Consider the following 26,379-nt stretch of genomic DNA (forward strand, 5'->3'; position numbering starts at 1 on the left):
GACTGAGCGCCGGCTCTGTTGTGGCCTTTATCGCGGCCATGGGCCGCTCCTACGGGCAAGGCGGGATCCTGTAGGAGCGGCCGCATCGGCGGACCGCCATGGCCGCGGTAGACCCCCTAACGACCTACAGCGCCCTCCAGATCTCCGTGGCGTATTCGCGGATGGTACGGTCGGAGGAGAACCAGCCCATGCTGGAGGTGTTGATCACCGCCGATTGCCACCATTTGTCCGGCTGCTGCCAGCGCATTTCCACCTGGCGCTGGGCGTCCCAGTAGGCGTCGAAGTCGGCGCAGACCAGGAAGCGGTCGTGCCAGGTAAGCACGTCGAGCAGGCTGTTGTAGCGAGCCGGATCCTCGGGCGAGAACTGGCCGCCGCGCAATCCGGCGAGTACCTGGGCCAGGCGTGGCGAATTCTCGATGATGTCCGAGGAGATGCCGCCGCTGCGCTGGCGCTCCTCCACCTCGGCCGCCTTGAGGCCGAAGATGAACATGTGCTCCTCACCGATCAGCTCGCACATTTCCACGTTGGCGCCGTCCAGGGTGCCGATGGTGAGGGCGCCATTGAGGCCGAACTTCATGTTGCTGGTGCCCGAGGCCTCCATGCCGGCGGTGGAGATCTGCTCGGACAGGTCCGCCGCCGGAATGATGACCTCGGCCAGGCTGACATTGTAGTTGGGCAGGAAGACCACCTTGAGCAGGTCGCGGGTCAGGGGATCGTTGTTGACCACTCTGGCCACGTCGTTGGCCAGCTTGATGATCAGCTTGGCCTGGTGATAGCTGGCGGCGGCCTTGCCGGCGAAGATCTTGACCCGCGGCGTCCAGTCGCCGTTGGGGTTGTCGCGGATGGCCTGGTACAGCGCGATGGTCTGCAGCAGATTCATCAGCTGCCGCTTGTACTCGTGGATGCGCTTGATCTGGACGTCGAACAGCGCGGCGGGGTCGAGGTCGATCTCCATCCGCTGCTTCACCAGGCCGGTGAAGGTGTCCTTGTTGCGCTGGCGCTGCAGGGCGAAGCGCTCGCGGAAGTTGGCATCGTTGGCATAGGGCTTGAGCTGCGGCAGGGTCTTTTCCGGATCGTGCAGCACGCCCTGCCCCAGGGTATCCACCAGCAGATCGGTGAGCGCCGGATTGGCCTGGTGCAGCCAGCGGCGGAAGGTGATGCCGTTGGTCTTGTTGTTGATGCGATCCGGATAGAGGCGGTGCAGCGAGCGGAAGACCGTCTTGCGCATCAGGTCGGTGTGCAGTCCCGACACGCCATTGGTGCTGTGCGAGCCGAGGAAGGCCAGGTTGCCCATGCGCACCCGGCGACCCTGGCTTTCGTCGATCAGGGAGACATAGGAGATCATGGCGCCATCGGTCTCGCCGCGGGCGCGCAGGGAGTCGAGGAACTGCGCATTGATCAGGTAGATGATCTGCATGTGCCGCGGCAGCAGACGCTCCATCAGCTGCACCGGCCAGGTCTCCAGGGCCTCGGGCAGCAGGGTGTGGTTGGTGTAGCTGAGGGTGCCGACGGTGGTGTTCCAGGCCGCGTCCCAGGGAATGCCGTGGACGTCCACCAGCAGCCGCATCAACTCGGCCACGGCGATCGCCGGGTGGGTGTCGTTGAGCTGGATGGACACGTGCTCGGGCAGGCTGAGCAGGTCGTTGTGCTGCTTGAGATGGCGGCGGGTCAGGTCGGCCAGGGAGGCGGCGACGAAGAAGTACTCCTGGCGCAGGCGCAGTTCCTGGCCGGCTTCGCTGCTGTCGGCTGGATAGAGCACCCGCGAGATGCTCTCGGCGCGGGCCTCGTTGGCCACGGCGCCGACATGGTCGCCGGCATTGAAGGTTTCCAGGTGGAGGATCTCCAGCGGTCGGGCGCGCCAGAGTCTCAGGGTGTTGGCGCCCTCCCCGCCCCAGCCGATCACCGGGGTGTCGTAGGCCACCGCGCGAATGCGTTCGCCGGGCGTCCACACCTGGCGGCGCGGATCGCCTTCGCCATAGGGGGCGACGTGACCGCCGAAGCCGATCTCGTACACCACCTCGGCGCGCTCGAATTCCCAGGGGTTGCCGAAATCCAGCCAGTTCTCCGGCTGCTCCAGCTGGAAGCCGTCGGCGATCACCTGGCGGAACAGCCCGTGCTCGTAGCGGATGCCGTAGCCATGGCTGGCGATGCCCAGGGTGGCCATGCTTTCCATGAAGCAGGCGGCCAGCCGGCCGAGACCGCCGTTGCCCAGGGCGGCGTCCGGTTCCAGGCCGCGGATGCGCTCCAGGTCGACGCCGAGGTCGGCCAGGGCGCGGCGGGTCTCTTCGAGGATGCCGAGGTTGGATAGGCTGTCGATCAGCAAGCGACCGATGAGGAATTCCAGGGAGAGGTAGTAGACCCGCTTCTGGCCGGTGCGATAGGCATCGCGGGTGCGACTCATCCAGCGGTCGACGATGTAGTCCCGGGCGGCCAGGGCGGTGGCCTGGAACCAGTCATGGTCGAGGGCGTTGTCGGGATCCTTGCCGACGGCGTAGGTGAGCTTGGAGAGGATGTTGGTACGGAGCGCGGAAACTTCGTTGGGCGAGATGAAGCGGGGTCTCGTCATCAGGATTGACCTCTGCAAGCGCTTAGGAATCAGATCGCGAAGTGGCCGCGGATAATGCGGCGCGTGCCGTTCGCCTTACTTTTAGGCGAAACGACGAGGACGTCCAAGCTTTATTTCGACACATCAGACGGTTAGCCGTCCCCCTCCCCTCTCTCTAGCCCGAGGTTTTCATCATGCGCAAGACCCTGCTCATCACCGGCGCGAGCCGTGGCATCGGCCGCGCCACAGCCCTCGGCGCCGCCCGCCGCGGCTGGAACGTCGCCTTCAACTATCGCCAGGACGAGGCCGCGGCCCGGGCCACCCTGGCCGAGATCGAGGGCTTGGGCGCGGAAGGCCTGGCGCTGCGCGGCGACGTGGCCGACGAGGCCCAGGTACTGGCGCTGTTCGAGCGCACGGTGGCGCGCTTCGGCGGGCTGGACGGCTTCGTCAACAATGCCGGGATCGTCGACCAATCCCAGCCGTTGGTGGACATGAGCGCCGAGCGCCTGCGACGGATGTTCGAGGTCAACGTCTATGGCGCCTTTCTCTGCGCACGCGAAGCGGCCCGCCACCTGTCCCGCGAACGCGGCGGCCGCGGTGGCGCCATCGTCAATGTCTCTTCCATCGCCGCCCGCCTGGGCTCGCCCAACGAATACGTGGACTACGCCGCCAGCAAGGCGGCGCTGGACACCCTGACCCTGGGCCTGGCCAAGGAGCTGGGCCCGCATGGGGTGCGGGTCAATGCGGTGCGGCCGGGCGTGACCTTCACCGACATCCACGCCAGCGGCGGCCAGCCGGGGCGTGCCGAGCGCCTGGGGGTGAGCACCCCGCTGGGGCGTGCGGGCGAGGCCGAGGAGATCGCTGCCGGCATCCTCTGGCTGCTGTCGGACGAAGCCTCCTACACCACCGGCGCGCTGCTGGACATCGGTGGCGGGCGCTAGGGCCTAGTCACGGCGGGGCGTGAGGGCGTTGAGTACCTGCTGCGACAGCGCATGGTAGAGGGGCACCGGCATCAGCCAGCCGGAGACGGCGGCGGCCAGCAGACAGGCCGCCAGCACCGGCAGCGCCATGTCCGGGCTGTGGGCCAGCTCCAGGGTGATGACGGTGGCGGTCAGCGGGGTACGGGTGACGCCGGCGAGGTAGGCGGCCAGCCCCAGCAGGGCGCACTGGGCTAGACTGATGCCCGGCAGCCAGTCGACCAGCCAGGGGCCCAGGGCCGCCCCCACCGCCAGCGAGGGCGAGAACAGGCCACCCGGCACCCCGGCCAGGTAGGAAACGACGTTGGCGAGGAATTTCCACAGCAGGAAATCGCCCCCGGTCACCGGCTCGCCGGCCAGGATGGCATGGGTCTCGGCATAGCCGGTGCCGAACACGTGCTGGCCAGACAGCAACCCCAGCGCCGCCAGCACCAGTCCACAACCGGCGGCGAAAGCTACCGGACGCCGCCCGCGCAGGGCGTTCAGGCGACCCAGCCAGCCCCGGTCGGTGGGCAGCACCAGGCGGCCGTAGCAACCGCCCAGCAGTCCGCCGATGACGCCGATCACCGCCACGCCGATCCAGCCCAGCCCCCAGGTCAGGTGCAGATCGAGGGCGCCGAGATAGCTGTAGGGGCCGACGATGCCCAGGGTGACGATGCCGCCGAGCAGCACGGCGGTCAGCACCAGGCCGCTGAAGCGCTGCTCGAAGGTGTGAGTCAGTTCCTCGATGGCGAAGACCACCCCGCCCAGGGGCGTGTTGAAGGCAGCGGCGATCCCGGCGGCGCCTCCGGCCAGGATGAGTCCGGACAGGGTGCGGCGACCGTGCAGGCCGAGGCGCTTGCCGAAGCCGTAAAGCAGGGCCGCACCGACATGCACGGTAGGCCCTTCCCGACCCACCGAGCCGCCCACCAGCAAGGCACCGGCGGTGAGCAGCAGCTTGGCCAGGGCGATGGGCGGCGCCAGCAGGCGGGCCCGCAGGTCCGCGTCGGGTCGTTCGAGGGTGACAATGACCTGGGGAATGCCGCTGCCGCGGGCGTCGCGCAACACACCTTGCGTCAGCCAGACCAGCCCGGCGAAGCCGAGCGGCGTGACCAGCCAGGGCCAGATCGCGCTGTGCTGCAGCAGCTGCTGAAAGAGACCGAAGGAGGCGTCGGCCAGCCAGGCGAAGGCCAGACCGGCCAGGCCCACCAGCACCGCGCCGACCCAGAAGGCGATGCGCTGGCGCCACTGGCGCAACCGGCGACGTCGGCGATGGCGCAGCAGATGCAGCCGACGCCGGGCGGCGACTTCGGGATCGGTATCGGGAAAGACGGGATCGGACATGGAGACGAGGACACCAGGAGGCAGGGGCCTCCCAGTGTAACCTCTTGTTACAGCGCTGTTCCCAGGGCCTTGATCAGGCAGCGGGGACCAGTTCGGTGGCGGCTTCGTTGCGCTTGAGCACCGCGTAGATGACCCCGGTCACCAGACTGCCGGCGGCGATGGCCGCCAGGTATAGCCAGGCATGGCTGATGGCGTTGGGGATCAGCAGCACGAAGAGACCGCCGTGGGGCGCCATCAACTTGCAGTTGAACAGCATCACCAGGGCGCCGGTCAGGGCACCGCCGATGACGCTGGCCGGGATCACCCGCAGCGGATCCTTGGCGGCGAAGGGAATCGCTCCCTCGGAGATGAAGCACAGCCCCAGCACCGAGGCCGCCTTGCCGGCCTCGCGCTCGCTCTGGGCGAACTTGTGACGGGCCAGCAGCGTGGCGATGCCCATGCCGATGGGCGGCACCATGCCGGCCGCCATGGTGGCGGCCATCGGCCCGTAGGTCTTGGACGCCAGCAGGCCGACGGTGAAGGCATAGGCCGCCTTGTTGATCGGGCCGCCGAAGTCGATGCACATCATGGCGCCGAGGATCAGGCCGAGCAGCACGGCATTGCTGGTGCCGAGGTTGTTGAGGAAGTCGGTGAGCCGACTCAGGGCGCCGGCCACCGGGGTGCCGACCAGGTAGATCATCACCAGGCCGACGATGAGGCTGGCGAACAGCGGGATGATCAGGATCGGCTTGAGCGCCTCGACGCTGGCCGGCAGCTTGACGTGCTGGGCGATGGCCTTGGCCACGTAGCCGGCCAGGAAACCGGCGATGATGCCGCCGATGAAGCCGCTGCCCAGGCTGGCCGCCAGCCAGCCGCCGATCATGCCGGGCGCCAGGCCCGGACGGTCGGCGATGGAATAGGCGATGTAGCCGGCCAGCACCGGGACCATCAGCTTGAAGGCCGATTCACCGCCGATCTGCATCAGCGCCGCGGCCAGGGTGCCCTGCTCCTTGAAGGCCTCGATGCCGAAGACGAAGGACAGGGCGATCAGCAGACCGCCCGCCACCACCATCGGCAGCATGTAGGACACCCCGGTGAGCAGGTGCTTGTAGACGCCTGCACCTTCCTTCTTGGCGGGTTTGGCGCCCTCGCCCGCGGCGGGTGCGGCGCTGCCGGCCAGGGTCTCGCCCTCGGCCAGGGCCTTCTTGAGGGTCGCCTCGGGTTGCTTGAGCGCGACCCCGGTGCCGCAGCGATAGACGCGCTTGCCGGCGAAGCGCTCGACATTGACCTCGATGTCGGTGGCCAGCAGCACCACGTCGGCATCGCGAATGGCCTCGGCCGGCAGCGGATTGCGCGCCCCTACCGAACCCTGGGTTTCCAGGTGCAGGCGATAGCCGAGTTTCTTGGCCGCGTTCTGCAGCGCCTCGGCGGCCATGAAGGTGTGGGCGACGCCGGTGGGGCAGGCGGTGATGGCGACCAGGCGTGGCGTCTCGCTGGCACTGGCGGGCGCGCTCGGCGCAGCGCCGGTGGTGGCCGGGGCCTGTTCCAGGACCTTGGCTTCGCTGGCGGCGCGCTGCAGGAAGGCATCGACATCACGCAGGGCTTCGGCCGGGGCGGCGCGGTAGACGCGCTTGCCGACGAAGCGGGACAGGTCGACCGCCCCGGTGTGGACCACCACCACCAGTTCGGCGCGCGCCACCTGGTCGTCGGTCAGCAGGGTGGCCTCGGGGCCGTCGTGGATCTCGACGCTGGTGGTCCAGCCGCGACGCTGGGCGGCGGCGTCCAGCAGGCGCGCACTGAGCACGCTGGTGACCATGCCGGTCGGGCAGGTCGTGACGATGGCGATGTTCATGGGTTTACCCCTGATTCTTGTTCTAGCGGAAAGTCGGGAAGGACGCGGACTCGCACCTGGTCTTCGAGGGTGGCGAGTTCCGCGGGATCTTTGATGCCGAAGCCGATCTGGGTGACCGCCAGGGCGGCGATGGCCGTGGCCGTGGTCAGGGTGCGTTCCGGCGTCTGACCGGTGAGCAGGCCGTGCAGCATGCCGGCCAGCAGGGAATCCCCCGCCCCGACGGTACTGGCCACGGTGACCTTGGGCGGCTGCGCCTCCAGGGTCTGCTGACCGTACCAGCGCACGCCGTCGGCGCCCTGGGAGATCACCAGGTGCTCAATGCCGAGGGCGCGCAGTTGCTCGACCAGCAGCGCCTGCTCGGTGGCGGTCTCGGCGGGTGCACCGCAGGCCTCGGCCAGTTCTTCGGTATTGGGCTTGATCAGCCAGGGGCCGGCGGCCAGGGCGGCGCGCAGGGCGGCGCCACTGGTGTCCAGCGCCACCGGCAGGCCCAGCGACTTTAGGCGGCCGACCAGGGCGGCCAGCCACTCGGGCGTCACCCCACGCGGCAGGCTGCCGGCGACCACCACGGCGTCGTGGCCAGGGGCCAGGCGATCCAGGGTCTCCAGCAATTCCTGCTGGGCGGCAGCGGACACCTCCGGGCCAGGCCCGTTGATGTCGGTGATGCGCCCAGCGGCCTCGGCCAGCTTTAGATTGCTGCGGGTCTCGCCCGTGACCCGGACGAAGGCATCGGTGAAACCGCGGCGGACGAACAGCGCCTCGAAGGCGGCGGCGTTGTCGGCACCGAGAAAACCGCTCACCGTCAGTTCATGGCCGAGATCGGCCAGCACCTGGGCGACGTTGATGCCCTTGCCGGCGGCATGGACGATCACCGCCTCGCTGCGATTCACCGCGCCAGGCTTGAGCTCCGGCAGCTGGACGGTGAGGTCCAGCGCCGGATTGAGGGTCAGGGTGAGGATGCGGCTCATTGCAGGGCCTCCACGCTCTGCCGCACTTCCGCGGCAGTGGCCAGCTCCAGGGCGCGCGCCGCGCAGGACTGCACCAGGCGCAGCTCCAGTTCGCGGACCCGGGCCTTGACCAGCGGCACGCTGCGCGCCGAGACCGACAGCTCGTCCACCCCCAGGCCGACCAGCACCGGCACCGCCAGGGGATCGGCCGCCAGCTCGCCGCAGACGCCCACCCACTTGCCGTGGGCATGGGCGGCGCGCACCGTCATGTCGATCAGGCGCAGCACGCTGGGATGCAGGCCATCGGCCTCACCGGACAGCAGCGGATGGCCGCGATCGATGGCCAGGGTGTATTGCGTCAGGTCATTGGTGCCGACGCTGAAGAAGTCCACTTCCGGAGCCAGCACCGGCGCCAGCAGCGCGGCCGAGGGCACCTCGATCATGATGCCGACCTGCAGGTCGGTCGTGGGGATCTCCTGGCGCAGGCGGTCGAGGATGTCACGCGCCTGGCGCCACTCCTCGACCCGCCCGATCATGGGGAACATGATCCGCAGCGGGCGGCCATCGGCGGCCTTGAGCAGGGCACGCAGCTGGGTCTCCAGCAGTTCCGGGCGGCGCAGGGTCAGGCGGATGCCACGGATGCCCAGGAAGGGGTTCTCTTCCGGCGGCAGCGGCAGATAGGGCAGCGGCTTGTCGCCACCGACGTCCAGGGTGCGCACCACCAGCGGCTTGCCGGCCAGGCCATCGAGGGCGCGGCGGTATTCCGTTTCCTGGGCGGCTTCGTCGGGTGCGCTGTCATGGCTCATGAACACCAGTTCGGTCCGCAGCAGGCCGACGGCTTCGGCACCCTGCTCCACCGCGGCGGCGGCCTGGGCGGTGTCGCCCAGGTTCACGGCGATCTCGACGTGGTGGCCGTCACGGGTGGAGGCGCTTTCGAAACGGCGCGCTTCGGCGGCGCGGCGGCGCTCGGCCTGGACCTCGCGCTCACGCTGCACGGCCTCGATACGACTGGCATCCGGGGCGATTTCCAGGGTGCCCTTGTCGCCATCCAGCAGCAGCACGCTGCGCGGCGCCAGGTCCAGCACGCGGCGACCAGCGCCGACGATGGCCGGAATGCCCAGGGCGCGGGCGACGATGGCGCTGTGGGAGCTGGCACCGCCGCGGGCGGTGAGAATGCCGCAGACGCGCTCGCGATCCAGCCGGGCCACATCGCCCGGGCCGACCTCGTCCATCACCAGCACATAGGGCTCTTCGGGTTCGCGTGCCGATTCGACGCCGCACAGCTGGGCCAGTACCCGGCGACCGACGTCGCGCAGGTCGGCGGCGCGTTCGGCGAGCAGTTTGTCGTGCAGGGCTTCCTGCTGGCTGGCCGCTTCCTCGATCTGGGCATCCCAGGCGGCGGCGGCGCTGGCGTTGGCCTTGAGGCGGGCGGCGATGCCCTGCTGCAGATCCGGGTCTTCCAGCATCTCCAGGTGGGTCAGGAAGATCTCGCGCAGGGCGCTGGCCTCGCTGCGGGCGATGAGTGCCTCGATGTCGGCGCGTACCGCGGCCAGGGCCGCGTCCAGCCGCTGACGTTCGGCGGCGGCGCCTTCGCCGGTGGCGGGGTAGTCGAAGTGCTGGGGTGCCACCACATGGGCCGGGCCCACGGCCAGGCCGGGGGCGGCGGCCACGGCCTGGGCGCGATCGCCCGGGGCCAGCGGCAGTTGTTCGGAAGGGTCCACCAGGCTGATGGCGGTGACCCGGGCAGCCCCGGCCGGGGCCGGGGTGCTGGCGGTGACCGGTTCCACTTCTTCACCGAGACCGGCCCGTACGGCGCCGACCAGATCGTTCAACGCAGCTGCGGCCGGGGTGCCGGGCTCGACGAGGAATTCCAGGGTCTGGCCGCGACGGGCACCCAGCGCCAGCAGCCGCGACAGGCTCTTGGCCGAGACCGGGGCGCCGTTGTCGACGCGCACGCGGATCTCGCCGTCATAGGCCTTGGCCAGCCGCGCCAGCTCCTTGGCCGGACGGGCATGCAAGCCATGGGCATTGGCCAGCACCACCTGGGCACTGGGCCAGTCGGGGGCGACTTCGCCGCCCAGGGCTTCGAGCACGGCGCGGCGGGAGGTGGCCTGGGCCAGCTCCTGGCCACGGCCGGCGACGAGCAGATCGCAGAGACGTTCGAGCAGGGCACGATGGCCTTCGCCCAGGCTGGCCAGGCAGAACAGGCCGCGCACCGGCTGGTCCTGCACCTGCAGGGTCTGCAGCGGGGTGACGAAGGCCAGGCCGGGGCGTTTCACCGCGGTCTCGCTGTTCAGCCACCAGAGGCCGTCGCCCAGGGGCAGCGGCTGGCTGGCCTGCAGGGCACCGGCGAAACCGGCCCCCACGCATTCCATGTGCTTGAGCATGCGCGCACCCTGCCAGGCCAGGTCTTCCAGGTCCTCGGCATCGATGGCCAGTTGCACCAGTTCTTCGTCCAGCGCCAGCGCCTGGGGCGCGCCTTGCAGCAGGTCGAGGATCTGCTGGGGTTCGCGCGCCTCGCGCAGGGCCTGCTGCAGGTCGCTTTCACCCAGGGCCCGGGTGAGCAGCTGCAGGATGCGCAGGTGTTCGTCGGATTTGGCGGCGATGGCGATGGCCAGGTAGGTCAGCTGACCATCACCCCAGTCCACCCCCTGCGGAAATTGCATCATCCGCACGCCGGTGACGAACACCTGGTCGCGGGTCTGAGGCGTACCATGGGGAATGGCGATACCCTGGCCGAGGTAGGTGGAGCCCTGGGCCTCGCGGGCCTTGAGCCCTTCGAGATAACCCGGGGCGACCAGACCGTCGGTCACCAGGGACTCGGCGAGCATGGCCAGGGCGGTCGCCTTGTCCGGCGCCTGCTGGGCCATGCGGATATGCTGGGCATTGAGTTCGAACATGGAAGGATACCTCCGGCGCCGCGCGCCTGATCCTGGCGCCGTGCCTTTCTTGTAATAGATGCTTGCCGGCTCGCTCAGCCCTGCAATCGCGTCGGGAGAGGCGTGGCAGGGCCCTTGGCAGATTCGTGCCAGCCCTCGGACAACAGAAAGCTGAAACGTTTCACCCAATGGGACTGGAACGTTACTCGATAATCGCCGATCCTTGAAGCACAACACACAATAAAGACCGTCTCGCCAGCGCCGTACAGCGCCAGGCCATTCAGGTCCCATGAGGAACAGGCGTGAAACTCAGCGACATCGCCCAATTGGCCGGCGTATCCCTCACCACCGCCAGCTACGTCATCAACGGCAAGGCGGCGCAAAGACGCATCAGCGCGGCGACCGTGGCGCGGGTCATGGCCGTGGTCGAAGCCCACGGCTACCAGCCCGACCAGCGCGCCGCCGGCCTGCGCCGTGGTGCCACCCACACCCTGGGCTTCCTGCTGCCCGACCTGGAGAATCCCAGCTACGCGCGCCTGGCCAAGCAGCTGGAACGCCGGGCACGGGCGCGTGGCTATCAGTTGCTGATCGCCTGCACCGACGACAATCCCGACAGCGAACGCCAGCTCATCGCGCTGTTTCGTGCCCGCCGCTGCGACGGCCTGTTCACCGCCAGCAGCCTGGCCGAGGACGACGCGCCCTACCGCCAGCTGCAGGAACACAACATCCCGATCATCGCCATCGATCGCCAGCTCGATCCGGCGCAATTCTGCTCGGTGGTCAGCGACGACCACACCGCGGGCCGGCAACTGGCGGCCACGCTGCTGACACCGAACACCCACAGCATCGCGCTGATCGGCGCCCGTCCCGACCTGGCCATCAGCCGCGCCCGCGCCGCCGGCTTCGCCGCGGCCCTCGCCGACCACCCGGCGCGCCACTGGGAGCGGCATGCGCCCCACTACAGCCGGGAAGGCGGTCGCGCCCAGGCGCTGGCCATGATCGAAGAACTCGGCCACTGGCCCGAGGCGCTGCTGACCACCTCCTATGTGCTGCTGCAGGGCGTGCTGGACGTGCTGCGCGATCATCCGCTGGCCGCAGGCGACACCCTGCGCCTGGCTACCTTTGGCGACACCCAGTTGCTCGACTACCTGCCGTTCAAGGTCAACGCCATCTCCCAGCAGCACGAGGTCATCACCGAGCGCGCCCTGGAGCTGATGCTGGACGCCCTGGAAAACGACCACTACCTGCCCGGTGTGCAGGCCATCCCGCGGGTGCTCAAACGCCGCCTGTCATGAGCCTGCTGATCGATACCCACAACCATCTGGACTACCCGGACTTCGACGCCGCGCGACCGGGCCTGCTGGCCGAATGCGCGCGACTCGGGGTGATCCGCCAGGTGCTGATCGGCGTGGAGCGCAGCCAGTGGCCGCAACTCTGGCGGGTCGCCACGGACAACGCCGGCCTCCATGCGGCGCCCGGCCTGCACCCGCTGTACCTGCAGCGCCATCAGGAAGCCGATATCGAGGCGCTTCGGACCTTCTGCCTGGAACGCCGCAGCGATCCCCGCCTCTGCGCGCTGGGCGAGATCGGTCTGGACTATTTCATCGAGACGCCGGACAAGACGCGCCAGGCCTGGTTCTTCGAACAGCAGGTGCGCCTGGCCATGGAGCTGGACTTGCCGGTGCTGCTGCACGTGCGCCGCGCCCATGCCGATGTGGTCAGGATCCTGAAGCGTCTCAAGCCCCCCCGAGCCGGCATCGCCCACGCCTTTTCCGGCAGCTATGAAGAAGCTCGCGAATACCTGCGCCTGGGCTTCAAGATCGGCCTGGGCGGCGCGCCCACCTGGCCGCAGGCGAAAAGACTGCAGCGGGTACTGCCACAGTTGCCGCTGGAGGGCATCGTGCTGGAGACCGATGCTCCCGACATGCCACCCGCCACGCATCCGGACGTGCGCAACAGCCCCACCCATCTGCCGGCCATCTGCGCCGCCCTGGCGCCGCTGTGGCAGGTTTCGGCCGAGACGCTGGCGGCGACCACTACGCGCAATGCCTGCGCGGTGTTTGGCTGGGACGCGGACGCGCTGGCCTAATCCTCGCCAGGCTGCAACTCGGCTGCCAGGCGCTGCCAGTCGAACGCCGGCCCCGGATCGGTCTTGCGCCCCGGGGCGATGTCGCTGTGACCCTGGATGCGCTCGGCGCTGATCGCCGGATAGGCGCGCTGCAGCGCCCGCGTCAGCCGCCCCAGGGCACGATACTGGGCGTCGGTGTAGGCCAGGTCGTCGGTGCCTTCCAGTTCGATGCCCAGGGAGAAATCGTTGCAGTTCTCGCGCCCGTCGAAGAAGGAGATGCCGGCATGCCAGGCGCGCTGCTCGCAGGAGACGAACTGGGTCACCGCCCCGTCGCGCTCGATGAGAAAGTGCGCCGCCACCCTAAGTTCGGCGATCTCCGCGAAGAAGGGATGGGCCGAATGATCCAGGCGATTCTGGAAAAACGCCTGGACGCAGCCGGTGCCGAATTGCCCGGGCGGCAGGCTGATGTTGTGGATCACCAGCAGGGACACCTCGGTCCCTGCCGGGCGCTCGTTGTGGTTGGGCGAAGGACAGCGGCGCGCCTCGCGATACCAGCCCTCGACGAACGCCCGATCCATCAGCGGGCCTTGGCCTTGAGCGCGTCGCGCAGCGTCGTGGCGTCGCTGAATTCGCGCTGGCTGACGAAGCGGCCATGGTCGAGGGTCACCCAGAGCACCTGGTCGGCCGCGCCCGGAAAGCGCGGCACGATCCGCGATTCGCGATCGAGCAGGATCCGGTAGCCATACTTGCGCATCGCCGGTACGGCGAACATCCGGGTGATGGCCGCCGGCATGCTGCTGATGTCGGCGATGTAGGCCACCCGGCTGCCATCGATATAGTTCGCCGGTTGCTCGCGCATGGCTTCCTTGACCAGGCCGGAGCCGCTCATGCTGCGCGCCACCAGCAGGACCTGCAGCTGGTCGTCGAAGGTATAGGGCTGGTCACGCTGATCGAGCAGGGTGAAGGGCGCCACCCGTTCGCCGGGTTCGAGTGCCAGGGCGCTCAGGGGCAGCAGCAGACACGACAGCAACAACGCCAGAACTCCAGCGCGCATGGCATTCTCTCTTGAACGGTCTATCGAGCCCGCTATCCTGCCCTACCGCTCGAATTGGCACCACCATCGCGTCGAGGAGCCCCATGATCCCGCTCAAAGAACTGCTCGCCCAGGTCCCCCAGTCCGGCGAGGTGCGCTGGATCGGCGTGCGACCCGCCTCCCGCGCGCCCATGGTCGAGATCGAGGCCGTGGAAGCCCGGCGCGACGCGGGCCTGACCGGCGATCACGCCCGCCCTACCCCGCGCAACCAGCGCCAGGTCACCCTCATCCAGTGGGAACACCTGCCGGTAGTGGCCGCGCTGATCGGCAAGACGGTCGCACCCGCCGATCTGCGCCGCAATCTGGCCATCGCCGGGATCAATCTGTTCAGCCTGAAGAACCGACGCTTTCGCATCGGCCAGGCGGTGCTGGAAACCACGGGCTGGTGCCAGCCCTGCGCGCGCCTGGAAGAACGCCTGGGCCCGGGGACCTTCCAGGCCATGCGCGGCCATGGCGGCCTCACGACCCGGGTGCTGGAAAGCGGCATCATCCGCCTGGGCGATCGGGTGGAGGTTCTGGATTGACCCCAGTTTCTCCGTGGTCGAATGGCCGGGTCAGCCCGGTTAAACTAGCGCTACCTCTCGTCGCCGCAGACGTCCGTGCCAGAGCAGATGCAAGCCGCCTCCCTTGAAAGTCACGACTTTTCGCCCATCTTCTCTGCTAGATGGCGCGACTATCGCGCGTTGCGACGACCCCCAGATTTCCACCGACCCGGGACTGCGCCCGCTTGCGGCGACGCGCCCGGTCCGGCCCCCGCTTTCCTTCTCTATGAGTGCTCTCCATGACCCATCGCATCGTTATCGTCGGCGGCGGCGCCGGCGGCCTGGAACTGGCTACCCGCCTGGGACGTAGCCTCGGCAAACGCGACCAGGCGCAGATCGTGCTGATCGACGCCAACGCCACCCACCTGTGGAAGCCGCTACTGCACGAGGTGGCCGCCGGCTCGCTCAACTCCACCGAGGACGAACTCAGCTATGTCGCCCAGGCCAAGTGGAACCACTTCGAATTCCAGCTCGGACGCATGACCGGCCTGGATCGCGAGCGCCGCAAGGTGCAGCTGGCCGCGATCGAAGACGACGGCGCCGTCCTGGTCCCGGAACGGGAGATCGGCTACGACTCCCTGGTGCTGGCCATCGGCAGTACCACCAACGATTTCGGTACGCCAGGCGCTGCGGAAAACTGCATCTTCCTCGACACCCGTGCCCAGGCCGAACGCTTCCACCGCAAGCTGCTGACCCACTACCTGCGCGCCCACGTCAGCGAGCAGCCGGGTGAATACATCGAGGTGGCCATCGTCGGCGCCGGTGCCACCGGCGTGGAATTGGCGGCCGAATTGCGCAACGCCGCCGAAGAGTTGCAGGCCTACGGCATGGACCGCATCCGTCCCGAAGACCTGCGCATCACCCTCGTCGAGGCCGGTCCACGCATCCTGCCGGCGCTGCCCGAGCGGATCGCCGGCCAGGCGCACCGCACCCTGGAGAAACTTGGCGTACGGGTGCTGACCGGCTCGGCAGTCAAGGAAGTCCGCGCCGACGGCCTGCAGACCGCGGGCGAATTCGTTCCGGCCAGTCTCAAGGTCTGGGCCGCCGGTATCCGCGCTCCGGCCTTTCTCAAGGACCTGGCGGGCCTCGAGACCAATCGCATCAACCAGCTGGTGGTCAACTCGACGCTGCAGACCACCCGCGACCCGAACGTCTTCGCCCTCGGCGACTGCGCGGCCTGCCCGCTGACGCCCGGCGACACCCGTACCGTGCCGCCGCGCGCCCAGTCCGCCCACCAGCAGGCCTCCCTGCTGGTCAAGACCTTCAAGGCGCGCCTGGAAGGCAAGCCGCTGCCCGACTATGTCTACAAGGACTACGGCTCGCTGATCTCGCTGTCGCGCTTCAGCGCGGTCGGCAATCTCATGGGCGGCGCCCTCGGCAGTCTGACCCTGGAAGGCTGGCTGGCGCGGACCTTCTATGTCTCGCTCTACCGGATGCACCAGGTCGCCCTCTATGGCCCGCTGCGTGCCCTGGCGCTGTTTGCCGGCGATCACCTGAGACGCAAGACCGAGCCGCGCCTGAAGCTGCACTAGGCCCTGGCCCGGGCATAAAAAAGCCGTCCCCAGGGACGGCTTTTTGCCCTGCGCAGAACACTCAGGACGACGACTGGCCCCGCAGATTGCCGATCACCGAGGTCATGGCCCGGTCGAACAGCAGGGCATCGTCCAGCAGCCGTACCCGACCCTCCTGGTAATCCAGCGCCAGTTCCTCGCGGGTCCGGTCCAGCACCTTCATGCCGGTGCGATTGACGAACACCAGGCGGCCCATGGGCCGAATGACCGCGGCCAGCTTGCAGCGCAGCTTCTGCTCGACATCCTGGATCTCCAACCAGGCGCCCACCGAGAGGACATCCACCCACTCCAGGGAGTCGCTGGTCAGCCCGGATATCCGCTCGGCCGCGCGCGGCAGCTCGAAGGGCTCGTCGGCGGGCGCCGATGCCGGCACCACGACCGCCTTATCCGCCGCCGCATCCGCCAGTTCGGGACGGGTCTGCTGAAAGGTCTGGACGTGCAGGGATTCGAGTTCGGTGAAGAATTCGGAGGTGGAAAAGGGATCGAAGGCCGCGCTGGCCAGGCCTTCCCGCAGTGCCTTGAGCAGACCGGGCACCATTTCCAGCAGGCGTTGCCGCGAGGCGACGTCGTGGTGCGGCTGGATGCTCCAGATAAGGTCATCCATGGTCTTGAGGGCTGCGCGCCATTCGCTGGAATCATAGCCCTGCTTCAGGCAGGTCAGCAGCAGTACCTGGCTCCAGGCCTCGCGCAGGACGCGCTGCACGGCAGCTGGCAACTGGTGTTCCTGCAGGCGCTGACTGAGAACGTGCTCGACCTGCAAGCGAGCGATCTCGGCGCGCGCCCGACCTTCCTCGGCATCACGGGTGCGCTGTTCGAGCAGTTCGCTGCGCCGCTGCTCGTCGCTGACATAGGCCATGAAGTCGGCCAGCAGCTCGGCGAAGATCTCCGGATCGTCGACGAAGTCGGACAGCAGGCGCTGCACGATCTGCTCGATCTTCTGGTACAGGCCGTCACGCTGCAGATCGCTCTGCTCGCCCCAGCCCAGGGAAGCGGCGGCGATCTCGTTGAGCAGGCGCCTGGCCGGGTGGCTGCCACGGCTGAAAAAGGTCTTGTCGAGGACCGCAACCTTCAGCATGGGAATCTGCAGGCGAGCGATCAGCGCCTTGAGCGAATCCGGCAGGGTGAGGTCGTCGAGAATGAATTCGAATAGCATCGCCACCAGGTTGATGACGTCTTCGTCGACCTGCCCCACCACGCGCTTTCGACCCGAGCGCTCGCTGATGCGGCCCAGGGCCACACCCAGTTGCGCCTTGAGGTCGTAGCCATCCAGGGACTGACTGGAGATCTGCTGCTGCAGGTGGGACAGCAGACGCATGAGGTCATAGCTGGTGATGACCTGGCCATCACCGGTCGCGGCGCCTTCATCCGCGGTCATGGCGCCACCCAGGGCCGCACTGGTCGGCGTCCGCAGCTGGGCCAGCAGGCCCTGCAGGGTGCCGAAGAGCTCCTGACCGTCGTCCTCGCTGTTGACGTGGGCCGGGGTACGTCCGCTGTAGCCCTTGGCCGAGCGGCTCGGCACCTGCTGGGGAATGGCCTTGAGCTGGGGCAGTACGCCCGCATCGACCAGCTGACGATTGGATTCCGCATACAGCTGACCCAGCCCGTTGAGCACGAAGCGCTCGAACAGCTTGTAGATGATCAGCTTGACCTTGATGTCGGTGTCGAGATCGCGACAGGCTTCGACGAAGGCCTCGCACAGGCGGCGCGGCCCCAGCGGATGGGTCGAGTCGTCCAGCTTGCTCGACAGCTGGGTATTGAACCTGATGGTCAGGTGGCTGATGGCCATGGCGTTGTTGCTGAGCGCCTTGGCCACCATGGTGTCCACGGCGACGCTCTCTTCCAGCGCATCGTTCTGCACCAGACTGAGGTCTTCGTAGGAGACACTGTCCAGGCGCATCTCCGGCTTGCTGCCAACCAGGTTGTTCAGCGCCGCGAAGCGCTCGAAGTACTGCTGGAGAAAGCTGCGCTCGATACTCTTGCGTCGGAGGCGCAGGTCGCGCATCGCTTCGAAGTAGAGACTTTGTTCCTGGTTGCTGCCAGCCCGATCGGCCATTTCAAACAGCGCATCGTCGGCGTTGTCGAACAGCTGCTGCAAGGAAGCATTGAGTCGCTGAGCGGCGCGATCCCTAACCGGTAAAAGCACTGCGGGCAATCGGGAAGAAGATTCCCCGAGCGCCTTGAAATGAACTACGTTTACGTCGTTCTGCACCACCGCCTCCCACAACCGTTCTTGCGTTCGGCTGAATCGCGTTCCACTACAGGAGCATTGAACAACGTTGGCCGCCCTGGCCGCGAGGTGAAACGTTGTCGATGTGCCATTATTTGCTTTGCTAAGGCATCGACCAATCGACATCTGCACAGTACATGACAGGGTTCACAAGGCACCTGTCAGTCAGCGCCTGCCCTTCAAATAATTCAACGTTGTCTATCTCAGATCGTCAACCTCACCTAAAGTTGCCCGCTCGCCTCCCGCAGCCCCTCTCGGAGTCTTTTCATGTCCAGCGCCACCCTCACCGATCTTGCCCAGGTCATCACCGACAATGTCGCCGCCGCGCTGCGCGAAGACGTCGGCAGTGGTGATCTCACGGCCGGCCTGATCCCCGTTCACCAGCATGCCCGGGCGCGGATCATCACCCGCGACGCCGCGGTGGTGGCGGGCACGGCCTGGGTCGACGAGGTGTTCCGGGTACTGGATCCCGCGGTGGAGGTCCGCTGGCAGGTGGCCGATGGCGAGCGGGTCGCACCGGATCAGGTGCTGTTCGAACTCGCGGGTCCCGCGCGCGCCCTGCTGACCGGCGAGCGCAGCGCGCTGAATTTCCTGCAACTGCTGTCCGGCACTGCCACCCGCTGCCGCCACTATGCCGACCTGGTGCAGGACACCGCCGTAAGGCTGCTGGATACCCGCAAGACCCTGCCCGGCCTGCGCCGTGCGCAGAAATACGCGGTCACCTGCGGCGGCTGCTACAACCATCGGATCGGGCTGTTCGACGCCTTCCTGATCAAGGAAAACCACATCGCCGCCTGCGGCGGCATCGCCCAGGCCGTGGCCACCGCCCGGCAACTGGCGCCGGGGCGTCCGGTGGAAGTCGAGGTGGAAAATCTGCAGGAGCTGGAACAGGCCCTGACCGCCGGCGCGGACATCGTCATGCTGGACGAGCTGAGTCTGGCCGACATGCGCACGGCGGTGGCCCTGACCGCCGGCCACGCCAAGCTGGAGGCCTCGGGCGGCGTCAACCAGGACACCCTGCTCGGCATCGCCCAGACCGGCGTCGACTACATCTCCATCGGCACCCTGACCAAGGACGTCAAGGCCGTCGACCTGTCCATGCGCATCCTGAACCGAGCGGGATAGGCAAAGGGCCTCGCGGCGGCTAGACTCCGCAGCCGCGCCTCTTGCGCACCGGCTTCGAGCGGTCCTGACGACCGCTCGCCTCTCGCGACACTCGAACAAGATCGAACCCGTGACCAAAGATCAACTTCGCGCTGAACTGGAACGCCAGGCCCAGCGCTATCAGGATGTCTACGGTGGCGAAATCGTCACCTACGCCGCGCAACCCAAACCCGACCGCAAGCCCTGGAAGAAACGGCCGACCGTGCAGGACGAGGTATTCGCCTCGGAAGTGCGCAAGATCGCCGATCTCAAGGCCAAAGCCAGCGACGAGTCCATCACTCAGGACACCTGAGGCGAGTCCTCAGCCCCGCTGTCCGGAGCGTCCGCCACGACGTCTTCGTCGCCTTGCCGTGCCTGCAGTTGCCGCCAGAGCGCCGCGGCGGCCGTGAAGTCGGCGCCGCCTTCGAGGGGCATCGCCTGCAGGTCGTAGCGGGCCAGGCAACCTTCGCCCAGACGCGGCGGCTGCTCCGCGGTACCGGGAGCAGTCATCGGCGAGTCGCTGTCAGTCGAAGACGACGGTCTTGTTGCCATGGACCATGACCCGCTCTTGCAGGTGGTATCTCAGACCGCGGGACAGCACCATCTTCTCGACGTCCTTGCCCAGCCGCACCATGTCCTCGACATTGTCCCGGTGGCTGACGCGCTCCACGTCCTGCTCGATGATGGGCCCGGCATCCAGCTCTTCGGTCACGTAGTGGCAGGTGGCGCCGATCAGCTTCACGCCGCGCTGCGACGCCTGGTGATAGGGCTTGGCGCCGACGAAGGACGGCAGGAAGCTGTGGTGGATGTTGATCACCTGGTGGGCATAGCGCGCGCAGAGATCCGGCGGCAGGATCTGCATGTAGCGCGCCAGGACCACGGTATCGGCCTGGTGCAGATCGATCAGCCGCGATACCTCGTCGAAGGCCGGCTGCTTGTTGGCGGGATCGACCGGCACGTGGAAGAAGGGAATGCCGTGCCACTCGACCATGCTGCGCAGGGTGTCGTGGTTGGAGATGACGCAGGGGATCTCGCAATCCAGCTCGCCGCTGTGCCAGCGGTGCAGCAGGTCGGCCAGGCAGTGGGACTCGCGACTGGCCATGAGCACCACGCGTTTGCGCTGGGCCGAATCGGTGATCCGCCACTGCATGGAGAATTCCCGCGCGATGGGCGCGAAGGCCTGACTGAAACCGGCCAGATCGAAGGGCAGTGAATCGGCGCGGATCTCATGGCGCATGAAGAACCAGCCACTCTCCGTATCCGAGTGATGACTCGCTTCGGTAATCCAGCCGTTATAGGTCGCCAGGAAGTTGCTGACCTTGGCCACGATACCTACCCCGTCCGGACAGGCGATCACCAGACGAAACGTTTGCATAGCACAACCTCGAACGAAAAGGGGCTGCATTCTAGGCGCAGTCGCCTGCAGCGTCGAGCGGCGCAAGGCGCCACGGCGCGCGCCTGTACGACGAGGGTAAAGACTTTGCAAAGGACAAGTAAGGACCGACAAGTTCCACTGCCGCCGTGCTGAAAGTTGCGCGCCTTTTACCAACATCATTGTTGCGACGAACGCCGCTTTAATTATCGGGCGGTCATGCGGGCAGTTTACTTATTCCAATAGCCAATCTATGATCGATGCGGAATTTCATCTCTGCATCACTCAGAACAAAGGCCGTTTATGTCGCTCATCAACGAATATCGTCAGACCGAAGAAGCCATCAAGGAATTGCAGGAGCGCCTGAAGTCGCTGCAAGAGGACGACAAACTGCAGCGCGAGCTGGAGTTCGAGAAGAAACTCCGCGCGTTGATGGGTGAGTATCAGAAATCCCTGCGCGACATCATCGGCATTCTCGATACCGAAGCCAAGCCCGCTCGCCAGAGCCGTACTCCCAAGGCCAGCAGTGGCAGTACGCCCAAGCGCGCCCGTAAAGTTAAGCAATACAAGAATCCGCACAATGGCGAAGTGATTGAAACCAAGGGTGGCAATCACAAGACGCTGAAAGAGTGGAAAGCCAAGTGGGGTTCGGACGACGTAGAGTCCTGGGTAACCCTGCTGGATTGATCAGAAAAAACGCCGGCCAGCCGGCGTTTTTTTGCCTAGGCGGCAAACGGTTGCGCAACCGGCTAACCCCTAAACGCCGATTGCCAGCGTGATACTCCGCTGACGCGACCGTTCGCCGCGCCTTTCATATTGTCCAGGCAACATATCTTTCAGCTGAGGCTGCGGTCATTGGCCGTGGCATCTTTGGCTATGCACGCCTTTTCTGTTAGCAGACGTCTCCAACGACTGTTGTTGTTCGCGACTTCAGGCAACAGGATTGTCCAACCGCTGCATCAACGCCCGAACATGGGCGGACCAGGCCGCGAGAATCGGTACCCGCTCGCTGGCCACCTCACGCTGCAGTTGTTCGGCCAGGGTAATGAACTGCGTGCAGGTTATATGGCCTTGACCCTCTTCACCCAGCAGGCGCTGCCGACAGAATTCTCGCCAGCGAGTCCTCTCTTCCGCGGTCAGCAGGTCGGGAAAGTTGCGCGCACGATAGCGAAAGAACAGCTCCGGATGTCGCTCATCCTGAAAGGGCCACGGCCGGCTGCCAAGTTGCTCTGCCGGACACTGATGAACTTGTTCGCAGAGTTGCCGTTCTTCGGCGGCAATGAAACCGTCGTACAGTCTCGCCTCGGCGTCCTGTTCCTGGGTGGCAAAACCCGATGCCTCGCCATACAGCGCCTGCACCTTGGGTTGCCAGGCCGCACGCTGGTCGAGCAACTGACGGACGCGGCGCCAGACGGCGGCCAGATCGAATTGCAGCCGCTCCGTGTCCGCAGGGCGCAAGACGCTGAAGGGCGCCAGAATCGGACATCTGTTGATCTGTACCAGCTTGAGCGGCACCGGCAGGTCACCCTCGGTCAGCGCCTCCCGCCGGGTATAGAGGCGTTCGCGCAGGGTCTCGACATCCAGTTCCAGCAGCGGCTCCGGCGCCAGGCCGAGATCGCAGACGATCAGCGCGTTGCGATTGACCGGATGCCAGGCCAGCGGCAGGACGGGTGCGAGAAAATGTCGCTCGGCGCTGAAGCGGCCGGAGACGTGCAACAGGGGTTCGAGCAGACGAATGCGCGCCAGCGCCGCCTTCCTCTGACGCTGCGTCCAGAGATAGTCGTAGAGCCTTGGTTGCCTCTGCTTGACCAGACGCGCCAGGGCCAGGGTCGCGCGCACATCCGCCAGGGCGTCATGCGCCTGGGCGTGTTCGATGCCGTTGGCGACGGTCAGACGGTCCAGGCGCAGGGAAACGCGCTCAGCGTCCCGCGGCCAGCTCAGACTCTCCGGACGGAAGGCATAGAGCGCCCGGATCAGGCCGAGCATATCCCAGCGACTGTTGCCCTGCTGCCATTCGCGGGCATAGGGATCGTGGAAGTTGCGGTACAGGCTGTGCCGTACCATTTCGTCGTCGAATCTCAGGTTGTTGTAGCCGACCGCGCAGGTGTTGGGACGCCGCAACTCCTCGTGGAGGCGCTGGACGAAGTCGCGCTCGCGCAGCCCCAGCCGCTGCAGGGTGGCCGGCAGGATACCGGTGACCAGGCAGGCCGCGGGATGGGGCAGGACATCCTCGCTCAGCTGGCAATGCAGGTTGAGCGGCGCCTCGATTTCGTTGAGCTCGAGATCGGTACGCACCCCGGCCACCTGCAGCGGTCGATCCCGCCGTGGATCGATGCCCGTGGTCTCGAAGTCGTACCAGAAGATACTTTGCGTCACACCGCCCTCCCCTAGAATCGGCGCAGTCTAGCATCGTCGTGCGCCTTGCTCCCGAACGCCCGCACCCGCTAGGCTCTTGCGCCTGTCTACCGCGTATTCCCCCTGCCCATGCGTTCAGTCGATCGGCTCTCCCTTCGCTCCAGGTGCCGAGGTATCGGCGTACGCCTGGGCGCCGCCGTCTGGGCGCTGACCCTGTCCCTGGCCTGCCTCGCGCAGCAGGAACCGCTGTCCTGTCCCCTGCCGCCGCAGTCCGACAGCGGCCCGGGCAGCCTGCGCCTGACCCATCAGGGACTCGACAGCCGGACGGCGCGGCAGACCTCCATCCAGCTCGCCGCCACCTCGCACAACGCCGATCCCCAGGCGCTGGCCGCGGCCTACCTGCAGCATTTCGGCAGTCGGGTGCAGCACGGCCAACCCGAGCAACTCGCCGAGCTGCCGGCCGGGGACGTCAGGTTCTGGCTGGCCGGCAATCCCCCCCTTGCGGAGACTCAGGCGCAGACGCTGCTGGACTGGGTCGAGGCGGGCGGCCATCTGGTGGCCGTCGCCGATGACAGCACTCTGGCGCTCAGCGCGACCCTGGGCGTTCGCCCCATGCCGACCCGCGAACTGGGAGGTGCCGCCCCACCCATCATGGCGCTGCCGCTCTGGCCCAACCTGACCCAGCTCTATCTCGCCGAGGACGACGCCCCCGCCTACCTCGGCTTCGACGACAGCCGCCATCTGTTCGATGTCGGTGATCAGGCGGTGGCCTGGGCCAGCAGCGCCAGCGCCACCCATATGCTGATGCTGCCCTGGGGCGACGGCAGCGTGACCCTGCTGTCGGACACCGCACTCTGGAGCAACGCCCACCTCGCCCAGTACGACAATGCCTGGCTGCTGTGGTACCTCACCCAGGGCGCGCCGGTGACCCTGATCGCCCCGGCGGCGCCGCTCCCCCTGTGGCTGGACGCCTTGCAACGCTATGGCCTGGCCCTGCTGCTCCTGACGCTGGCGGCGGGTCTCTGGCTGAGACGCCGCCAGGACCATCCGGCGCCCCGGCGTGACGCCAGACGCTGGCCCGAACTGATCGCCACCCTGCAGCGCGATATCCAGCGCGAGGTGCACCGCCGTCGCCCCGAACTCGCCGATCAGACGGTGGCCGAGCGCTGGCAATATCTGGCGCGCCTGGGCGACCTCAGTACCCGCGTGGTAGGCGAGGCGATGCGGCCCAGCCCGGCACGCCTCTCCACCCGCGACTTCACCCGCCGCATCGTCCAGCTGCGCCTGTTGCGCCTGGCCGTGCGCGCCCCCGCTTCCGAGGACTCCCGATGACCGACAGCTCTGCTCCTGACGCCACCCCGGCGGACCCCGGTGAAAGCGGCGTCAAGGCCCGCACCCTGGCCCGGTTGCAGGCCCTGCGCCAGGCGCTGCTCAAGGTGCTGCCGCAGCAGGAGGCCGCCGTGGACGGCCTGCTCGCCACCTTGCTGGCCGGCGGTCACCTGCTGTTGGAAGGCCCGACCGGCTCCGGCAAGACGCTGCTGGTTCGTGCCCTGGCAGCCAGCCTGGACGCCGGCTTCGCCCGGCTGCATTGCCATCCGGGCCTGACCCCTGCCGAGGTGGCCGGCGAAATCGTCACGGACGTCGGCAGCGACAGTGCCCGTCTGCGGCGGGGCCCGCTGTTCAATGCCCTGGTCCTGCTCGAAGAACTGCAGCGGGCTCCGCCAGTGATCCTCACGCTGCTGGACGACGCCCTGCAGGGGCGCCAGCTGAGTCTGGGCGGCCGCCCGGTGCCCTTGCCGGCGCCCTTCATGGTGGTCGCTACCCGTACTCCGGGCAGCGACCTGCCGCTGGCGCTACGGGATCGCTTCCTGGTGCACCTGCGACTGGAGTGGCCGGCGGAGGGTCAGGAGCTCGCCGCCCTGCGGCAGACCCTCCACCAGGGTCACGGCGATCCCCTGGAGGCCGCGACCCTGCGCCCGTTGCTGCAGGCACGGGATCTGCCAGCCCTGCAGCGACTGGTGGCCGGCCTGCCGGTCGCGGAGCCGGTCCTCGAGCATGCCGTGCGCCTGATCCGTCTCACCCGGGAGTGGCCGGCCTTCGAGCAGGGCGCCGGGCCGCGCGCCGGGCAGGCCTTGCTGCGTCTGGCCCAGGCACAGGCCTTTCTGCGGGGTGGCGACAGCGTGACGCCCGAGGATGTGCGCACCCTGCTGCCCGCGGTGCTGCGTCCACGCCTGCGGCTGACGCCAGAGCGCGAATTCGAGGGCGACAGCCTGGATGGCCAGATCCTCAAGCTGCTGGGACAGTGTCCGGCACCGCGTCCATGATCCCGCGCTGGCTGCCCCTGGCGCTGGGCGCCCTGGCCCTGCTCAGCCTGATCCTGGGCTGGCTGGCGCCTCTGCGCTGGCAGGCCCTGCCGGCCGCGGGGGCGCTGCTGCTACTGGGGCTGGCCCTGCTGGAGCGCCGATACTGGCGGCAGACCCGGGCGCATCCGCCGCTCATCGCGCAGCCAGCCAGGGCACGCCTGCGGGCGAATACGCCCGTGCAACTGCTGATCGCCAGCACGGGACCGGCAAAGACCGCCGGGCACGGAAGCCGCGAACAGGTGCTCGGCTTCTGGCAGGCGCTGGCGGCCAGTGGCAATGAGCTGCGGCTCTACGGTCTCGATCCCGAGCTGCGCCTGCTGGCGGCGGCCACGCCCGCTCGCTCCCTGAAGCCTGCGGCCCTCCCGCGCTCGATCCCAGTGGCGACGGCTGATCTCAAGGCGGCGCTGGCGCGGCTTTGCAGCCAGGCGCAACCCGGCAGTGTCCTGGTGGTCCTGGCGCCACTGGATGAAGACAGGGTGGCCTGGCTCGGTCGTCTGGATCTGGGCCGGCGCGGCCTGCAGCTCTGGCTGGTCGACACCGCGCTGGAGGAGATGGCGGAACCCGACGACATCCGTACCTGGCGCGACGCCTGCCGCTACGCCGAGGCCTGGCAGGCCAGGATTCAGGGCGAGCGCCTGGCCACGCGCCTGGAGCGAAGGGAAATCCGCTGGCTGGCTGCCAGCGCGACGACGGATCTGCAGACCCGCCTGTTGCAGCTATGGAATGCCGGCGACCCGGATCAGACCGCCGACTGAGAAAGACGGCCGAAGGTGAAATAGTGCTGCAGCACCCCGATCAGCTCGGCGAATTCGGCCGGTGGCTCGGCGACGCTGAAGCCGGAATCGTAATTGCCCGGGGTCACGTCTTCGTGGCTCCACTGGCAACGGGCATCGAAGTCGACGAAGTGCAGCTGACCGTCCTGCCCGGGAATCTTCAGCCGAAGTTCGAAGCGCGCATTCACCAGCATGGGCAGCTGGCTGATCATCAGCAACCCCTCGCGGGAGATGTTGCCGATGTAGCCCATGGGCTTGTCGGTGAAGCGGTTGAACACCTTCAGATAGTAGGGCAGCTGGTGGCGCTCGATACGACGATTCTGAGTCATGGTGCGATTCATCCTGCACACGGTAAAGCCACTTTACCGACAAC

Annotated in this window: 23 protein-coding genes; 11 read left to right on the forward strand and 12 right to left on the reverse strand. The window is 67.5% G+C overall.

Annotated elements, in window-relative coordinates:
- Positions 1-124: 124 nt before the first annotated feature.
- On the reverse strand, positions 125-2,566 hold the full coding sequence (locus PVZ77_RS10655; RefSeq protein WP_273806421.1) for a glycogen/starch/alpha-glucan phosphorylase: 2,442 nt from the start codon (positions 2,564-2,566) through the stop codon (positions 125-127).
- Positions 2,567-2,739: 173 nt separating this feature from the next.
- Between PVZ77_RS10655 and PVZ77_RS10660 the strand changes: the two genes are divergently transcribed.
- Positions 2,740-3,486 (forward strand): SDR family oxidoreductase, encoded by a 747-nt coding sequence (locus PVZ77_RS10660; RefSeq protein WP_273806422.1) that lies wholly within the window; start codon positions 2,740-2,742, stop codon positions 3,484-3,486.
- Positions 3,487-3,489: 3 nt separating this feature from the next.
- Here the strand turns inward: PVZ77_RS10660 and PVZ77_RS10665 are convergent, their stop codons facing one another.
- The 4 genes from PVZ77_RS10665 to ptsP form a co-directional block, all read right to left on the reverse strand.
- The gene (locus tag PVZ77_RS10665) at positions 3,490-4,845 is read right to left on the reverse strand and encodes a chloride channel protein (protein ID WP_273806423.1); all 1,356 of its coding nucleotides are present in this window, start codon (positions 4,843-4,845) and stop codon (positions 3,490-3,492) included.
- 73 nt (positions 4,846-4,918) lie between these two features.
- Positions 4,919-6,676, reverse strand: a complete 1,758-nt coding sequence (locus tag PVZ77_RS10670; protein ID WP_273806424.1) for a PTS fructose-like transporter subunit IIB — start codon at positions 6,674-6,676, stop codon at positions 4,919-4,921.
- Positions 6,673-7,641, reverse strand: coding sequence for a 1-phosphofructokinase (pfkB, locus tag PVZ77_RS10675; protein WP_273806425.1), 969 nt, complete (start codon positions 7,639-7,641; stop codon positions 6,673-6,675). The genes PVZ77_RS10670 and pfkB overlap by 4 nt, the downstream gene beginning before the upstream one ends.
- Entirely contained in the window at positions 7,638-10,520 is a 2,883-nt protein-coding gene (gene ptsP / locus PVZ77_RS10680) for a phosphoenolpyruvate--protein phosphotransferase (RefSeq protein ID WP_273806426.1), read from the reverse strand. Before ptsP ends, pfkB begins: the two co-directional genes overlap by 4 nt.
- Before the next feature lie 281 nt (positions 10,521-10,801).
- Here ptsP and cra point away from each other — a divergent pair, with 281 nt between their 5' ends.
- Both cra and PVZ77_RS10690 read left to right on the forward strand, forming a co-directional pair.
- The gene (cra, locus tag PVZ77_RS10685) at positions 10,802-11,794 is read left to right on the forward strand and encodes a catabolite repressor/activator (protein WP_273806427.1); all 993 of its coding nucleotides are present in this window, start codon (positions 10,802-10,804) and stop codon (positions 11,792-11,794) included.
- Entirely contained in the window at positions 11,791-12,588 is a 798-nt protein-coding gene (locus PVZ77_RS10690) for a TatD family hydrolase (RefSeq protein ID WP_273806428.1), read from the forward strand. Before cra ends, PVZ77_RS10690 begins: the two co-directional genes overlap by 4 nt.
- On the opposite strand, the gene ampD is transcribed toward PVZ77_RS10690, so the two are convergent.
- Entirely contained in the window at positions 12,585-13,145 is a 561-nt protein-coding gene (gene ampD / locus PVZ77_RS10695) for a 1,6-anhydro-N-acetylmuramyl-L-alanine amidase AmpD (RefSeq protein ID WP_273806429.1), read from the reverse strand. The two genes, PVZ77_RS10690 and ampD, sit on opposite strands and share 4 nt — an antisense overlap.
- Positions 13,145-13,621 (reverse strand): FAD/FMN-containing dehydrogenase, encoded by a 477-nt coding sequence (locus tag PVZ77_RS10700; protein ID WP_273806430.1) that lies wholly within the window; start codon positions 13,619-13,621, stop codon positions 13,145-13,147. The genes ampD and PVZ77_RS10700 overlap by 1 nt, the downstream gene beginning before the upstream one ends.
- An 83-nt stretch (positions 13,622-13,704) precedes the next feature.
- Here PVZ77_RS10700 and PVZ77_RS10705 point away from each other — a divergent pair, with 83 nt between their 5' ends.
- The gene (locus PVZ77_RS10705; protein WP_273806431.1) at positions 13,705-14,184 is read left to right on the forward strand and encodes an MOSC domain-containing protein; all 480 of its coding nucleotides are present in this window, start codon (positions 13,705-13,707) and stop codon (positions 14,182-14,184) included.
- 257 nt (positions 14,185-14,441) lie between these two features.
- Complete coding sequence (locus PVZ77_RS10710; RefSeq protein ID WP_273806432.1) at positions 14,442-15,734, forward strand: NAD(P)/FAD-dependent oxidoreductase; 1,293 nt, start codon at positions 14,442-14,444, stop codon at positions 15,732-15,734.
- Positions 15,735-15,795: 61 nt separating this feature from the next.
- Here the strand turns inward: PVZ77_RS10710 and PVZ77_RS10715 are convergent, their stop codons facing one another.
- The gene (locus PVZ77_RS10715; RefSeq protein WP_273806433.1) at positions 15,796-17,982 is read right to left on the reverse strand and encodes a DUF1631 domain-containing protein; all 2,187 of its coding nucleotides are present in this window, start codon (positions 17,980-17,982) and stop codon (positions 15,796-15,798) included.
- Between the two features lie 285 nt (positions 17,983-18,267).
- On the opposite strand from PVZ77_RS10715, the gene nadC reads away from it, so the two are divergent.
- Both nadC and PVZ77_RS10725 read left to right on the forward strand, forming a co-directional pair.
- A complete protein-coding gene (gene nadC / locus PVZ77_RS10720; protein ID WP_273806434.1) occupies positions 18,268-19,125 on the forward strand; it encodes a carboxylating nicotinate-nucleotide diphosphorylase in 858 nt (285 codons plus the stop codon).
- A gap of 109 nt (positions 19,126-19,234) precedes the next feature.
- On the forward strand, positions 19,235-19,456 hold the full coding sequence (locus PVZ77_RS10725; RefSeq protein WP_133862529.1) for a hypothetical protein: 222 nt from the start codon (positions 19,235-19,237) through the stop codon (positions 19,454-19,456).
- On the opposite strand, the gene PVZ77_RS10730 is transcribed toward PVZ77_RS10725, so the two are convergent.
- A complete protein-coding gene (locus PVZ77_RS10730) occupies positions 19,444-19,653 on the reverse strand; it encodes a hypothetical protein (protein ID WP_273806435.1) in 210 nt (69 codons plus the stop codon). The two genes, PVZ77_RS10725 and PVZ77_RS10730, sit on opposite strands and share 13 nt — an antisense overlap.
- Before the next feature lie 13 nt (positions 19,654-19,666).
- Positions 19,667-20,518, reverse strand: a complete 852-nt coding sequence (gene purU / locus PVZ77_RS10735; protein ID WP_273806436.1) for a formyltetrahydrofolate deformylase — start codon at positions 20,516-20,518, stop codon at positions 19,667-19,669.
- Positions 20,519-20,818: 300 nt separating this feature from the next.
- Here purU and mvaT point away from each other — a divergent pair, with 300 nt between their 5' ends.
- On the forward strand, positions 20,819-21,202 hold the full coding sequence (gene mvaT / locus PVZ77_RS10740; protein WP_273806437.1) for a histone-like nucleoid-structuring protein MvaT: 384 nt from the start codon (positions 20,819-20,821) through the stop codon (positions 21,200-21,202).
- A 243-nt stretch (positions 21,203-21,445) separates the two neighbouring features.
- Here the strand turns inward: mvaT and sbcB are convergent, their stop codons facing one another.
- Entirely contained in the window at positions 21,446-22,891 is a 1,446-nt protein-coding gene (sbcB, locus tag PVZ77_RS10745) for an exodeoxyribonuclease I (protein WP_273806438.1), read from the reverse strand.
- Positions 22,892-22,999: 108 nt separating this feature from the next.
- Between sbcB and PVZ77_RS10750 the strand changes: the two genes are divergently transcribed.
- From PVZ77_RS10750 to PVZ77_RS10760, 3 genes are read left to right on the forward strand one after another with little or no spacing between them, the layout of a single operon-like run.
- Positions 23,000-24,202, forward strand: coding sequence for a DUF4350 domain-containing protein (locus PVZ77_RS10750; RefSeq protein ID WP_273806439.1), 1,203 nt, complete (start codon positions 23,000-23,002; stop codon positions 24,200-24,202).
- A complete protein-coding gene (locus tag PVZ77_RS10755) occupies positions 24,199-25,194 on the forward strand; it encodes an AAA family ATPase (RefSeq protein WP_273806440.1) in 996 nt (331 codons plus the stop codon). Before PVZ77_RS10750 ends, PVZ77_RS10755 begins: the two co-directional genes overlap by 4 nt.
- Entirely contained in the window at positions 25,191-25,988 is a 798-nt protein-coding gene (locus PVZ77_RS10760) for a hypothetical protein (RefSeq protein WP_273806441.1), read from the forward strand. Before PVZ77_RS10755 ends, PVZ77_RS10760 begins: the two co-directional genes overlap by 4 nt.
- Here the strand turns inward: PVZ77_RS10760 and PVZ77_RS10765 are convergent.
- Positions 25,973-26,335, reverse strand: a complete 363-nt coding sequence (locus PVZ77_RS10765) for a PilZ domain-containing protein (protein WP_158893279.1) — start codon at positions 26,333-26,335, stop codon at positions 25,973-25,975. The genes PVZ77_RS10760 and PVZ77_RS10765 overlap by 16 nt on opposite strands.
- Positions 26,336-26,379 lie beyond the last annotated feature (44 nt).

This window comes from Pseudomonas sp. SHLD1, from assembly GCF_028640935.1.
Taxonomy (GTDB): Bacteria; Pseudomonadota; Gammaproteobacteria; order Pseudomonadales; family Pseudomonadaceae; genus Chryseomonas; species Chryseomonas aestiva.

Bases quoted from the DNA above. Each gene is read 5' to 3' on its own strand.
- PVZ77_RS10710 (WP_273806432.1), top strand. From the start codon at position 14,442: ATGACCCATCGCATCGTTATCGTCGGCGGCGGCGCCGGCGGCCTGGAA.
- PVZ77_RS10755 (WP_273806440.1), top strand. From the start codon at position 24,199: ATGACCGACAGCTCTGCTCCTGACGCCACCCCGGCGGACCCCGGTGAA.
- PVZ77_RS10670 (WP_273806424.1), bottom strand. From the start codon at position 6,676: ATGAACATCGCCATCGTCACGACCTGCCCGACCGGCATGGTCACCAGC.
- PVZ77_RS10730 (WP_273806435.1), bottom strand. From the start codon at position 19,653: ATGACTGCTCCCGGTACCGCGGAGCAGCCGCCGCGTCTGGGCGAAGGT.
- ptsP (WP_273806426.1), bottom strand. From the start codon at position 10,520: ATGTTCGAACTCAATGCCCAGCATATCCGCATGGCCCAGCAGGCGCCG.
- PVZ77_RS10705 (WP_273806431.1), top strand. From the start codon at position 13,705: ATGATCCCGCTCAAAGAACTGCTCGCCCAGGTCCCCCAGTCCGGCGAG.
- PVZ77_RS10760 (WP_273806441.1), top strand. From the start codon at position 25,191: ATGATCCCGCGCTGGCTGCCCCTGGCGCTGGGCGCCCTGGCCCTGCTC.
- PVZ77_RS10655 (WP_273806421.1), bottom strand. From the start codon at position 2,566: ATGACGAGACCCCGCTTCATCTCGCCCAACGAAGTTTCCGCGCTCCGT.
- PVZ77_RS10750 (WP_273806439.1), top strand. From the start codon at position 23,000: ATGCGTTCAGTCGATCGGCTCTCCCTTCGCTCCAGGTGCCGAGGTATC.
- PVZ77_RS10665 (WP_273806423.1), bottom strand. From the start codon at position 4,845: ATGTCCGATCCCGTCTTTCCCGATACCGATCCCGAAGTCGCCGCCCGG.
- pfkB (WP_273806425.1), bottom strand. From the start codon at position 7,641: ATGAGCCGCATCCTCACCCTGACCCTCAATCCGGCGCTGGACCTCACC.
- PVZ77_RS10765 (WP_158893279.1), bottom strand. From the start codon at position 26,335: ATGACTCAGAATCGTCGTATCGAGCGCCACCAGCTGCCCTACTATCTG.
- purU (WP_273806436.1), bottom strand. From the start codon at position 20,518: ATGCAAACGTTTCGTCTGGTGATCGCCTGTCCGGACGGGGTAGGTATC.
- mvaT (WP_273806437.1), top strand. From the start codon at position 20,819: ATGTCGCTCATCAACGAATATCGTCAGACCGAAGAAGCCATCAAGGAA.
- ampD (WP_273806429.1), bottom strand. From the start codon at position 13,145: ATGGATCGGGCGTTCGTCGAGGGCTGGTATCGCGAGGCGCGCCGCTGT.
- nadC (WP_273806434.1), top strand. From the start codon at position 18,268: ATGTCCAGCGCCACCCTCACCGATCTTGCCCAGGTCATCACCGACAAT.
- PVZ77_RS10690 (WP_273806428.1), top strand. From the start codon at position 11,791: ATGAGCCTGCTGATCGATACCCACAACCATCTGGACTACCCGGACTTC.
- PVZ77_RS10660 (WP_273806422.1), top strand. From the start codon at position 2,740: ATGCGCAAGACCCTGCTCATCACCGGCGCGAGCCGTGGCATCGGCCGC.
- PVZ77_RS10700 (WP_273806430.1), bottom strand. From the start codon at position 13,621: ATGCGCGCTGGAGTTCTGGCGTTGTTGCTGTCGTGTCTGCTGCTGCCC.